This window comes from Enterococcus sp. 1001283B150225_161107_E12, from assembly GCF_015556925.1.
Classification (GTDB): domain Bacteria; phylum Bacillota; class Bacilli; order Lactobacillales; family Enterococcaceae; genus Enterococcus_B; species Enterococcus_B mundtii.
Genome location: NZ_JADNNI010000001.1, coordinates 65,689 through 80,653, shown reverse-complemented (window position 1 = coordinate 80,653; position 14,965 = coordinate 65,689). Strand labels below are relative to the sequence as shown.

Sequence of the window (14,965 nt, the reverse complement as noted above, 5' to 3'; positions counted from 1 at the left end):
CATTCTTATCTCTTACTCATATTGTAAACTATACATTACTAAATGTAAAATATATATTGCTAAAATAAGCGTAAAATAGGAATAGCAAAAAGACTGGTACGTTAGCCTTCTCGCCCGAACTCCGAATAAACGACAGGAACAGAAGTCACCGCTTAGGAAAACAAGGCGCCATCCATAAAAATTTGAGGAACAATTTTCGTGGATGGCGCCTTGTTTTTTGAGGCTCAACAAAAAGTGTTTAACTTTGACTAGTTTCCATTACTTTTGAAGATTTAAGTCGCTCTTTTTTTTTGCAGGGGTGTTTACTTGCCCACCATTCACAAATCCACTGATTTTTGTGCTAAATCCAACCAGTTTATTTATTCGCGTTTTTTTCTGTAGGGGCTTGTTCTGATTCGTCTTGCTAATTGGTAAGGGACTTGTAGTTGTCTTCACCGACTGTTTTTGCGTAACTGTCAACTCTGAATTTCTTTCTGCTGTATGAAACTGTCCAGAATTCATCAATGCAAGAGTGACAAGCATTTCCCCATTGATTTTTGGTTTGTTTTGATTATTACTGAGGTCTCGTTTCAAAAGTTTTGGTCGTTGATTGACTGGACGCTTATTGAAAGGATTTCCTAATGCAACATCTCTGATCATTATCATTAGAGTTTCTGCATCAAGGATTTGAATATTCATACTCATCATCGCATCAGATTTTTCTGCAAGAATAACCGCCTCCTCTGATAATGTCGGGGACTGCTGATAATCTGCTAACTGATCAACATAGCGAGTGAACTGGTTTGTTTTGAAAAAACCTGTATATTTTTTAAAATATTGGTTGCGAACATCTACTCCAGATTTTGAATACCCCGACACCATATACGGATAACTTGGAATAACATCATATGCCATAGCCACGATATGAGTTGTTTCATGGATAAGGGTTTCCTTTGGATCTACAGATATCTGCATTTTTGGCATATAATCTGGATCAATATGATTGGTATCAGCAATAAATATGATTCGACATTCCGGATCATGACTCAATATGAACGCATATGCTTTCGGAATTGCCTCGACCTTTGAATAGAATGCCTGCGTTGTTTCACTTTTTGCTAATTCAGTAGAAACGATCCAAATATTTTTAAATCCCCAATCTGCTGATTGCCGTAGAAAGCGCTCGCCTTTTTCCGCTACAGTTAACAATCTTTTAAAAATTTCTTTTAAATAAGGTTCACGGTTTTCAATCAGATACATGTCAAACATCTCTACTGCATACTTACCTTCCGGTGTTTCCGCAATGTTATGTAGCTTCAACAACTCGATACATCTTTCTTTTGTAGTTTTGAAATAATTGATTGCTTCAAAAAATCCATCTGACATTTCTTTAAAGTAGGGTTTAAGATAATCTGGTACCTTGCTAATATCCAAACCAGAAAAAACTTGGTAATCTACAGGTTGCGAATGATACATCATTTCAATTCCTTTAGAAATTGCTATTTGCGTACTTTTTTCATCCAAAATAACCTCGATCTGTGGTTCTGGGATAAAAGCAGTTAATTTTTTACATTCTACATTTTTATCAGTCACCCTTGGCAGCGGATCAGTGCCCACTACCACTGCTTGTCTAATTTCATTCCATTCTTTCCATCTTCCTGGCGTGTTTGGTAACAGCTGGGAGGGAGCGGTTCCCTCTTGTGACGAACCAGCAGCATCGCTTGAAGTACCAGGTAGCGACTTATCAGCTGTTCCGGTCCTTCTTATTTGATTTTGAATATCAATCGTTTGTTTTTCTAGCTCAGATTCAAATCTAAAAGAGTGATTGATTGGATCAAACCTTAAAACAGTCATCGTTTCAAGGAAATCTTTTTTTACTAAATGATACCGATCTACTTCCTTATCCAATAAGATCAACGGGAGATACCGGTCATTGATCTTGATGTAGGACCTGCCATCCATGTTCCACATCAAACCTCGTTCATCTGGGGGCGAAAGAATACTTGGATCCCATAATGCTTCAAATTGATTGATTCGGTTCGTTACGTCTATTTCTACAGATTTCACAACAATAGGCGATGTAGGAGGTTCAAAATACCATTCAATCCCATTGAAATTGACGGGTAACAGCTGTTCTCCATCAGAAACATCGTAGCGTACGCCATGCTTTTTGAGCACAGTTATTTCGACAGGAATCATATGCCCATCCATTTGAAGCACAGAAACTCGTTGACCATCTCTTTTTTTGAATGTAAAGACGTTCCCTTCTCCATAAGCTTTAGGATTTAAATTAGGTTCTTCTACGAATACTTGATCAACATCCAATGTTCTTGAAAGTCGTTGGATCACTACCTTTTGTCTTGGTGTAAAGGTAGCAGGTCCTTCGAATTCTCTCAACTGATCACCTCTTAAAGTAAAGTACTTCCCAGAAACATCCCCATTTCTAAGATCACTTACCCTTAAATATAAGTTATTTGGCATGCGCTTCACTCGAACTTCTGGGCCATCCTTGGCAAAGCGTGCAGTCACATAACTTTTTGTCCAATCGGTCTGTTTACTTCCTAAATCATCTAATTTTGTCAATGCTGCTTTCAATTCTTTCCCTATAAATTGTTCATTGCTAAAATCCACTAAACGTTTCAAAATGAAACGTCCACCACCTGAGAGCAACTCTACTCCTGGATCTAAATAGCGTATAGCATTTACTAACAGCCCTCTAAGCTCGGTTAGAGTCGGAAGAAAGCGCGTGCTCGTTTTTAGCGTAACACTCAGCCCACTTTTAACGACGGATTTTGCAACTCCTAGGGCAAACCTCATGTTGAAAGTAGTTACTTGACCTAGAATAGGAATCAATGAGACAGCATCAATCAGACAATTAGGTACCGCTTCTTCGACATTTTGCTCGGAAATGCCGACAACACAATCATAAAAAGGAATCACGTGTTTTAAGACGTTCCAGACTTTTGTAGCGGTCGTTTGTTCATTTCCTGAATCATATAATTGTTGATAAAGCGCATCTCTATGTTTCAAACTGATTTGATTGGCTAATGTTTGTTTCGCATTCCCAAGAGAAAATTCCTTATCAGTATACACTTTCGTGGTAAATGAATAATCTTCCTTTCCAATCCGGATCTTATCTCCATTTTTTCGAAATTGCCCATCCCAGAGATCATTTTGATCCATCAGACCATAGGTAAGGAATAAAAATGGATCTTTGTCAACACGATAAAAATTGTATCCCCCTTTTTCTACTTGTTTCAATGCATACCAGCGCTCTTCATTTCCCTTGATGACGACAATCAGATCCGTTTGATTCAAATGAAGCGTCGAGTTCAATAATTCCTCCTGTTTATAAAATAAAAGCGGAGGAACTGAACGTAGATTTATTGGAAACTGATATTGCCGGACTTCACTTTTAAATTGAGCCGAAGCTGGATAAATTCGGCTATCTGGAGAAAATAAAAAATCCAACTCCTGTTCCCCGATCGATTGAATGGACAGTTGGATAAGGAACTCATTGAGCAAGTGAAAAGAGTCTGAGACATCTTTGGTCAGTCGAGTATACCATCTTTCAAGATCTGGTGGTATCCATGGACCGGGACACGGGTTTCCGCCAGCTAGATACACTTGACTCGCTGCCAAATCAAGCTTTATTCCAAGTCGATTGCACTCTGCTAATACTTCATCTACTAACACTACTTTTCGTCGCCAGTTGACCACAGCTTGTCGGTACGTCAAGACAAGATCATCAGCAATCGCTTGCGTTTTCATCATCTGGAGATACCCTTTGTGCGAATAACCAATAAATGTAGTAAGTGCTACTTCGATATAGTCTCCCTTCACTAGCGCTTCTTGCATTTTATCAGGTTCTAGTTGCGCCACAGTAAGCAAGGCTGGTGTCAAAAGGAAGGACAACTCTTCGAAGTGATGGATCCCCTCAAAACTAAGTGTTTCTAAGAAAAATTCACCTAGCAATCGTGTTTCAGTCTGATTGAACTGTTTCGAAAAACCTAAATCGGCCATTAAGCTCGCACCTGTTAGTTGAGTCAACGAATGATAATCAGAAATCAATAACTTGTCTGGAAGATTGCTTGATTTCAGTAAGTAATGGGGCAATGCTTGATTGGATAAAGAAATCCAAAGTTTCTTTAGATACATCTCTGCATCCTCAGCTCGAATGCCATGTTGTAAAGCTACTTGTGTCTGAGAGAGGTTGATCAATCCTGCTTTTTTTAATTCTTCAAACATAAACAAGCTTCTTAGTTGACCAATCGTAAAGGCTGATGGGTCAGTGGCTTCAACGATTTGCTTTGCGATGTAGGCTTCAATCGAACTACCTAAGACATTCTCAAACGTCCACTTCATCACCGTTCTTTCGGCACTGGAATCAGAGATCATTTCATCTGGACTACCACCATACAATTTCAGTTCTTTTAAGATAACTGAAGCAACTGCCTGAACTTTCTCAGGCATGATAATCGTTTCCTTCTCAGCTTCGATGAACCATCTTCCCATCGCGCTCAATACATCCTCTTTTGTTGCCATACCAATGAGTAGTCCTTTGTTACGAAAAAAATCTTCGACTTGTTTCATTACTTTTGGACTACGCCACTGTTCTTTATTTACTGTTTCTTTCGATTCCTTGTCTTCTTTATTCGTTGATTCTGTCAGAGCAATCCCGTTCAAGTCTGTAGAAGATGAGACTGTACTATTTTCAACTACCGATTCATTGCTCACTGATCGTGGCACTACAGTCAATAATGAGTCATTCGCTTTAATCAGATCCCACAACCATTTCGTAAAAGTGATTTCAGCATGTTCATTTGAAATAACCCCATCTACCTTTTCATTGAGGATCACTTGGGCGATTTGCTTGACTTTTACCATATCGATAATGTCTTGAGTAGCTCCCTCAAGTAAAATCCAATGTGATACTGTCTCAGCAAGTACATTTTGATTTGATGCATGACACACAACACCCTGTTCAGATAAAAATATCGCAACTCTTTGACGTACCATATCGTCCTCATTTGTTGAATGCATATCCGGTGATTTTTCTGGTTGTTGCAGATTATTTATGGATGTATCTATATTATTTTCACGAAGAAACAATTCGGTTTTTTGTTTCACTTGTTCTTTACGTTCTTTTTCCTGATCCTTTTTGATGTTATTGATATCAATGCCCAGAATTTTTTTCTTAATTTTCTTATATGTATAACCGGTCTGCGCATTGTTGTCTTCCCATTGCAGCAAAATCGCTCTTGCCTGATTGACCATTAAATTTTTCTCTGTCATGCCATAGGCTTGCAAAAGTAAGGTGGCTGCTGTTCGTTCTCTTTGCAGGATTTCATCGTACAGTTTCCCATTTAAAATCCATTTTTGCATCCCAGAAACTAATCCTGCAGGCGTTGGCTTGTTCAAATAAATTCGTTGCTTATAAAGAAATTTTTGAACGATATCGTTTACTTCGACTGTTTTTGTTCGCAGGTTGAAAGTATTTTTATGATAATAGATTGCTGGAATTTTTGTATCCTTAGAAACACTTCGTGGCCGCTGATGTATAAAATCCGCATAGATTTGATTGTTTATTTTTTTTTGATTTTGGAATTGATTCACTGTAGCTGTCTCTACAGGTGATAAGTGATACTGCTTCGTTTGTTGATTGATTTCTAAAAAAAGATAATCAATCAACAAAGTATTCGTTTTCCATTGCTTATAGATCGACTGTAATCTTATGTCCGATAAGAAGTCACCTAATCGTACATCTTCTATCCCATATCCTTCAAGTATTCGATAAGCAAGATACTGTGCTCTAGCGGAGTACAGCGAATCTTCATTTTTCCAATTCATTCCTGCCCATCTTTGAACAACTTCAATCAACTCTAGATCAGTTGCCTGTGATCCAAGTAAACTCTGATCAACAAAAAATTTTTTTAAATGAGTATTTACTTGGGCTGTTTGATTCCTTCTTTGAGAAAGCAACACGTCATAATGAAAATTCGGTAATGGGGACAAAGCGCCTGGAGGTTTTTTATTTTTAGAAATAGCTTCAGTGATTTGAATGACTTGTTCATATTCAGAGTCCTTAGAAGGAAACAATGGTTGATCCTCTAGACTTATTCCCACAGAATGAAGAGTTGTAGATTGGTCGGACGTTGCTCGACCAATGGTAGGCGCTGCTTCAGCGCCTCTTGTGACTAAAAAATCATATTTTTTTACAAAGTAATCAAGTTTTTCTGTCAATTTGTTGGTGAGTTCCCTTAAAGGAGCCATGATTCCCGCCTCAACTTCCTTTACGGCCGGTTCTTTCATTGAAGCTTGAGTTTGCGTTTGATCAGATAAAACTGACGCTAGAGGAATATGCGCATTCTGATTTATTTGGCTATCAACTGTATCATAGGTCGAATAATTGACAGAGAATGTTTGGCTCATCCATTCAATAAAATAAGCCATCGCCGAGTAGCCATTAGCATCATCTAGTGGTTTCTCTGTATAAGTAGCATTCTCTGCTTTGCCGAAAAAGGTCGTAAAGAGCTCGGTTAGTTCTCCCCAAAAAGCATCAATGACTAGCGTCTCCTGAATAGGAATACTCTGCTTTTTCATCTTTTCTGTCGTTCTTCCATTATTTGTTTGATAGAATTCTTCCACAGTTGATTCAAATACCGTTTTCATTTTTTCAGCTGCTTCTTCGGCAGTGAACGTGCGTGTCTCCTTCTCTATTGCTTGCTTCTTAAAAGAAAACTTTTGAATGTTCGCAGGCATATCTTTCCGTTCTTCATTTGTTGTTTGTGATTTTGTAATGGCTGTCTGACAAATCGTTTTAAAATGAGCTTGTGTATGATTGGCACTATTCCACAAGCCAAGAGGGTTTTGATGAAAAATCTCACTCGTAGTCGTACAATTTTCTACTTGCGCCATTCGATGCGCCATTTTGTGCATCCCAATGCTCCATTGATGGGCCTTTTCGACTAAATAGATGAGCGGATTCGAAGGCACGGCCGCCTCAATGAACGAGCTCGTAGGGATAGACGCATTATTCACCATAATTGGAATAAATCGCTGGGGATTCGCGGTAGAACTTGACAATAAAGAATCTAAAGTGATCTCCGCGCCTTGTTGTCGTGCTCCTACAAAAGTATCCACTTCAAACGCTGCAGTAGTTTCTTGCACTGCACGCTGTCGATTAGGTAAATTTGTGTCCGATATTCGAAGATTTTGACCAATACTTAATAAGTAAAGTATCCCTGTCGACGACCAAACGCCTCTGCCGACAGGATAATGCCCAAAACTTTGAGCAAGTAAATTCAAGTTTCTTCGTTGCTCATTGTCAGTTATATATCTCTGAAACTTGTTGGTGAATTGACCGATTCTTTCTCGATGTTGTTCGATAGGCATCCTCTAACTCCTTTATTTATTAGGTCTTTGCACACATTTCAATAAGAGATAGATTGTATGCACAACTGAACCAAAAATTTGCATCATTAAATCAATACTTGACTGAGTAAAACTAAATTTATTTGAACAGATTTTAGGAATAAAAATATACTACTTCTACCTAAATATATGCCAATAATCATTAAATAACCATCGTCCACATCGAAATTATCAACGCACGTTTTACTCTTCAATAGCATTCATACATCGTGATTGTAGTATCTCAATTTTGTAAATTTATTCCAAACTGTTTCCTTTTATTCTGTCTAATTGTTGAAGTTCTATTTAGCGTCTGGCTTCTTCTGATTCCTCTATTTATCCTTGCGAAGAAATTATCATAAACCGCAGGATTGGTACTCACGGAGTGAGCTGAGTTTGTTTGTTGGGCAGGTATCGGTTGAAATGTTCCCTGATTGATCTCCCCTTCCGATAAATTCAAATCACTTCGTTTCACTCTTGATCGTTGTGCAGGACTCTCTTTATTTTGCGATTGACTATTGGGCATTTTTGCGTCTATCACTGAAGCAGGACTTGCCTGTTTCGAACCTACTACGGCAGAAAATTCTGTTGTGGTAGCTACTCCACTAAGGGTACTTCCTAAAGAAGGTTCTTTCGTCACTTCCAATCCAATATTTTTTTCTGCAGTTCCAAATTCACCGATTGACATCAAGGACAGACTTATAAGTATATTGCCACTTCCAAGCTCCTGAATGGGTTCTTGACTTGGTTCATCCACAGAGCGTTTCGGTCGCAAGAGCGGTTGATCATACTTATATCCATAGGCAACATCTCTTAGTAGAGTCCCCACCATTTCCGCATCAGTCAGCATATAATTAGCAAACAACATAGAATCTTTGCCAAAATTTTGAAAAACGGCCATCCTTGATAAACCATCTAATCCTAAATAATCAGCGATCAGTTGAACAAACTGGATAAAACTAGCCGTTCCGAAATTAGTATGATACTTTGAAATGAAGTCTATTTGTGCATCTTTCCCACGTTTTAATAATCCACGGTAAGACGGTCCGTACGTGACGATATCATTAGTCATTGAAACAAGATGAGTCGTTTCATGGAGCAACGTTTCTGAAACAGGTGGTGCTATTTCAGCTTCTGGCCAAATCTTAGGGTCCTTATTGAAAGAATCAGCGATAAGCACGATTCGATTTTCAGCATCATTTCTAATCACAAATCCATACGGCGAAATACGTTGTTTGCTTAATGAATAGAATGCCTTGGTAGTCGCATCTTTTTGTAAATCGGTCGAAGCAATCCAAATATTCTTAAATCCCCAATCTGCTGACTGTTTAAGAAACGCTTTGCTTTTTTCTGCGATTGACTTAAGCCTTTTGACTCCTTCTTTTAATACCGCCTGTTCTTCGGGTTTGCCATATACATTAAACATATTAGATAAATAGATTCCTCTCTTTGTGGAACTTATTTTTTCTAGTTTAAGCATATATGTACATTCTTCGATAACTTGATCTAAGATAGTCAGTGCTTCATTATATTCTTTTGCAACTACGTCCCGAAATGCTTTTAGATGTTCAGGCATCTTAGCGGCATCTAAACCAGCATACACGCGAAAATTTTTTTTCAACTCATCGGGTAAACAACTTTGGATTCCCATCGCGATTTTTTTTAGGGTCAGCGCTTCATTTGTCCTTATCTGTTTTTGTGGTTCTGGTATGAACTTAGTTAGTGGTGGAAGTACCACTCGGCTATCTTCCACTATAGATACAGTACTGGGACCAGCTATCTCAATTGCGTTCATATGCGTCTTCCATTCCGGCCACTTTTCAGGTATTTTAGGCAGCCCCATATATGGTGGATATTTAGGATTGTTAAGCGTTAAAGTGGATAGCTGGCCTCTGACAGGGACATTTCCACCTTTGGAAGTGCTTGCGCCTTGATCAAAGCCACCAGCCAGTAATAGATCGTCCAGATGTTCAACTACCCTTTTCTCCAATTGAGTTTCAAAACGGAACTGATCGATTCCAGGATCCAAACGCAAGACAGTCATTGGCTCAAGTATATCTTTTTTCACTAAATGATATCGGTTGTTTTCCTTATCTAATAACGCTAAAGGAATATAGCGTTCCTGGATTTTAATATAGGATCGACCTTCTGCACTCCACATCAGCCCATTTTCATCTGGTGCCGAAAGGGTGCTTGGATCCCATATGGCCTCAAACTGATTGATACGATTCGTCACTTCGATTTTTACTGGTCTCGAAATTATTGGGGATGTATCTGGTTCGAAATACCATTCAATACCATTAAAGTTCACTGGCAATACCTTATCGCCATCTAACACGTCATAACGCACACCGTATTTTTTGATTGTTTGGATTCTAACAGGAACAAGTTGATCGTCCATTTCAATCACAGTCATTTTTCTTTCGCCGTTTTTCAATATGTCCATGACCGTTCCTTCACCATAACCCTTAGGATAAAAATTTTGCTTTTCGATAAACATCTCATCAGGCTGGATATTTATTTTTAAAGAGTTGATGATTTCCTTTTGTTTTTGAGAAAAAATTGCTGGACCTTCAAATTCTCTCAATTGTTCTCCTCTTAAAGTAAAATATTTCCCATAAACTTCACCCTTTTTAAAATCTGAAACTTTGACATATAAACTGTTCTTCATTTTTTTTACAAGAACTTGCGGACCATTTCTAGGTAAACGGGCGTTGATACCCATTTTTGATATAACTGGTTCTGGTATCTCTTTTTCAAATTTTTCTAGTTTTATCAATACAGTTCCAAAATGAATATTTCTTGCAAGAATTGGTTGGTCTTTAAGTTTCAATAAGTTCTTGATCACAAATCGTCCGCCATTAATTGCTGCTTCTATACCTGGGTCGATATACCGCACGACACTTGCCAAAAGACTTCTCAGATCGGAAAGTTTTGGTAGCACTTTTGCGCTATATTTTATTAATCCCGTTACCCCATTGTTTGCAATAACTCTTGCTGCTCCCAATGCAAAACGGATATTGATAGTAGTGACTTGTCCTAATACAGGAATGACAAGAAGCGCATCAATGATACAATTTGGCACTGCACTTGCAGCATCCTTATTGACAATGCCAATTACGCAATCGTAAAAAGGAATGAAATGACTAACAGTATCCCACACTTTACTAGCTAACGTTTGGTCATTTCCTGAGTCATATAGTTGTTGATACAGTAAATCTTTATGTTTCGTACTGATATTATTGAATAACGATTCTCTATCATCACCATGAGATAATTGTTTATCCATGTGGATCTGTGTCATAAAAGAATAAGAATACTCGCCGATCCGAATCTTATCCCCTTCTTTTTTATATTTCTTCCACCAAAGTGATTTTAGGTCCATTAAATCATGCTCTAAAAATAAAAGAGGATCTTGGTCAACACGATAAACACGATACCCCCCCTCTTTTTCTAACCGCTTCAATGCATATGTGCGTACTTCATTGTCCCGAATAGCCACTAACAGATCAGTCTGTTTAAGGGGGAGGATCAAATCATCCCTATTTTCTTTTCTGCTAGCAATCATCAAAGACGGAATCGATCCAATCGGGTTCGAAGCAAGAGCAGCCTCATCTCTAAACTCAGCCGTCCCTTCATAGACACGAGTTTCAGGAGAAAACATAAAATCTAACTCTGTCTGATTGAATGAATCGACAGATAGCCCAATCAATTTTCGGTTCAATAGATGATACGACTCTGCCACATCACTTGTTAACTCTCTATACCAAGGTTCGATACTACGCGGAATCCATGGTCCTGGACAAGGATTACCTCCAGCTAAATATACTTCTCCTGCAGAGGGAGGCACTCTTATCCCAAGTCTTTCACACTCTTTGAGGACTTCATCCACTAATGCTTGTTTTCGCCTAAAGTTGATGACAGCTGTTTTATAGTTTCGGTAAAAGCGGTTAAATTCTTCTTCGTGAACCATAACCGTAAAGTAGCCTCTTTGATAGTAGCTTATGAATGTACTAATAGCGACTTCCCGATAGTCACCCGCCTCCATTGCTATTCTTAATCGCGGCGCATCTAACTGAGCCGTCGTGAATAATGCCGGTATCAACAGATGATCTAATTCTTCGATATCCTGTACTCCTTTTTCACTGACTGACTCAAAAAAAAGTGCACCCAACGTACGAATTTCCTCTTTTTCAAATTTATTAAGAATACCTGAAGCTACTAGTATTCTTGAGCCTGCAATCTGTAACAATGAACCATAGTCGGAAATCAGCAGATTATCTGACAACGCACTTGATGTGAGAAAGTAATTAGGGAGTAGATAGTTCAGACAACCAATCCACAAAGATCTTATATTAGCTTCTAATTCTTTATACTTTTTAGGATCGCTTTTTTTATTAAGCATGATCCGTTTGTCCTTAATCAATTCATTCAGTTTAAATGAATCTCTAAGCTCACCAATCGTAAAGGTAGCAGGATTAGGATGATCAAGGATTTTTTTTGTCGCATATTCTTCAACTGAGCTACCTAGCACATTTTCCATGACCCATTTCATGACTGTTTTTTGTGCATCATTGTCAGAAATCAACTCATCCTCTGCTCCACCATATAAGTTCAACTCTTTCAATATGACTGTTGCTATAGCTTGTACCTTTTCAGGGTTTATCTCCCCATTATTATTATTTTGTGCAAACAATTTCCCAATTCCACTCAGAACTTCCTCTTTTGTTGCCAACCCTGTGATCAAATTATTTTGACGTAAGTATTGTCCCACTTTATCAATCACTTGCTGACTTCTCCATTTGTTATCTTCATTTATTGACACCGGTTTAACAGTTTTCGGTTGATTTTCAGGCAAACTAGGAGATTCTTTCTTTGCCATTTTTTTCTCTAACCAATTTGAAAATGTCAATTCTGCTTCCTTATTTGAAATAAGACCATTGTCTTCTTGATTAAGTATCGTTTGAGCGAGTTCTTTTAGTTTAACAGGATCGATCACTTTTTGAACAGCACCCTCAAGCATTAGCCAATTTGATACCTTGTCAGCTAACAACTGAGGATTTGATATATCACAGACAATACCCTTTGTTTTTAAAAAATGACAGATTCGTTTGTCGATGACTTCTGATGGTTCATCAGGGAATTTTTGTTGTTTATTTTCTTCGTTGACATGAGTGGTTGCATTCATAGGTATGATATGATTTTCTTTAAGGAAAGATTGAACTTGTTGTTCCTCGGTCTGATCTGATTTATCCTTGCGAGCATCCGGCGCAATCGCATTTATACGATTTTTTTTATACCGATAACCCGCTTGCGCATTATTATTTTCCCATTGGAGTATGACCGCTCGTGACTCGTTTGTTCCCGCAAGTGTCATATTTGATCCATATGCTCTCAATAACTCTTTCGCTACTAGTTCTTCTCGACTCACGATCTCTTCATATTTTCCTAATCTCAATAGCCACATCCGCGTCCATCGGACCAATTCACTTGCAGTTGGATTCTTTAAAATGAAGCCTTGCTTTTGTGCAAAATCAATCAATTCTTTATTCACTGATTCTGTTTTCTCTCGATTGTTAAAGAGATCGCGATTGTAAATAACTGCAGTAATCGCCTGTTTTTTTGGTACAGTAGCAGGAGCATCATTGATGAAGTCCGAAAAAATTTGATTGCACACATTTATTTCTGTTCGATAATAAGCCTCAATCGTTTTTTCCGCTGGTGACAGTTGGATTGGTTTCGATTTTTCTTGGTAGGTATAGTTTGCCAAGTACACATTGACTTTCAATTGCATAAAGATTGCTTGTAGTTGTGTCGTCGTCAAAGCATCACCTATTCTGATATTCTTCAAACCATAGTTTTTACGAATGAGAGAGGCGGCAAATTGGACTTTGGAAGCGTCTTGTGAAATATCATTAATACGACGGATTCTAACCCAATTCTCAAGCGCTTTGATCACTTCCACATCATTAGCATTTTTAGTCACAGCTTTTTGTTTGATCAAAAAGACTTTCAACTTTCTTACTACATTCTTTGTCTCGCTCTTACTCCGAAATAAATATTTATCGTAAAAAAAGTTGGGTAAAGGCTCTTTGTATCGACTAGTTGGGACTCGATCATGCTCAATATCCTCTATGATTCCTTTCACGATTTCAATCTTAGTAGATCCAGGATTCTTCATTGTTCCCTGTCCCCGCTGATTATCTTTAACTGTCTCGACTTCACTTTCCTCTCTAGTATTGAAGCGCGGATCATTGATCGGCCTTCCCTCAGCTCCTCGAACAACGAATAGATCCCACTTTTTTATAAAATTGGTTAGTGTTTCATCCATTTTGCTAAACAACATCCAAAATTGTGTCGCAAATCCTTCCTCTTCCTTATTCAAAGTTGGAACTTCACTTGAAAAGGCATACGCTCGAAAAGAATGAGGAACATTCATACCATTTGAAGGTTTAGCTGTATCAGGAATTTTTTCTTGATAGGAAATACTTTGAGCCATCATGGATAAAAAGCGAGTGATCAGCGAATCTCCTTTTAAACTTTCAAGTTTTTCTGTATAGATTGGTTGATCAAAATCATGAAAAAATGTAATGAATGCCTCTGTTAAACCCTCAAAGAAACTAGCTGACTCAGGAACATCATTTTTCACATTTTCTGTTGTCTGTTGCTTTGTCTGATTGGTTGTTTTGTTAAATGATTGTTGAAAAATTTTTTTCAATTTTTCCGCCGCATCTTCAAATAAAAATTGTTGTTCTGAACGATCACTTACACCTTTCTTGAAGGAAAAATGATGTAGATTGGTGGGTTTATCTATTTGTTGTTGATTCATCTTATGAGATTCAGCAATCGCACTCTGACAAACGGTTTTAAAGTGGACTTTTGTATGCTTGAGTTGTGTGTGATTAGAATTAGTTGCCTCTTCCCATGATTTTGTGAGGTCTGTGATAGTCTTATTTGTTGTGCAACCATATGTTTCTGCAATGCCATGTGCTATTTTATGTACGTTCAAACTCCAGTGATGAGCAAAATCTGTTAAATTATAAGCAGTATTATCATGAAAAGCTCGTGAAGGCAAAGAAGCAATTGCAGTTGTATTCTCTGTCAAAGCTGGGGTGATCAACGTACTGTTCACTGTCGAATGCGAAGTAAGCGCATGTAGCACTTCTGTTTGATTCGCATGTTGCTTCACTTCGACAATAGTATCTGCTTCAAAAACAGCGCCACTATTATGTATTGGTTGTCGTTGATTAGGTCCCTCACCTCGCACGACCACATTTCCTAAAATGCTCGAGGCGTATAATGACAATAACAATGGTGAATGAAGAATCTCTGGTGTAGGGGCATGACCGACACCAGAAGAAATTGCTTTTACTGCATCTTCAAAAGCCTGCTTATCTTCTTTATTATTCTTTTCATTGTTGAATTGACCATTTCGTTTTCGATTACTTTGATTATCGATTGGCATAACTCTCTCTCCTTATTTTGTTGATGAGATACAAACCTAAAGGTAGATTTTATGCCACAATTATACATGGTAGTCTGTTCAGCCTCGTGACTAGTTTTTTTTTAATAA

Annotated in this window: 2 protein-coding genes; both read right to left on the bottom strand. The window is 38.1% G+C overall.

The annotated features are described in order from the left end of the window. Positions 1-258 precede the first annotated feature (258 nt). On the bottom strand, positions 259-7,374 hold the full coding sequence (locus I2F89_RS00260; RefSeq protein ID WP_195513198.1) for a QWxxN domain: 7,116 nt from the start codon (positions 7,372-7,374) through the stop codon (positions 259-261). A gap of 262 nt (positions 7,375-7,636) precedes the next feature. After that, positions 7,637-14,857, bottom strand: a complete 7,221-nt coding sequence (locus tag I2F89_RS00255) for a QWxxN domain (protein ID WP_195513197.1) — start codon at positions 14,855-14,857, stop codon at positions 7,637-7,639. Positions 14,858-14,965 lie beyond the last annotated feature (108 nt).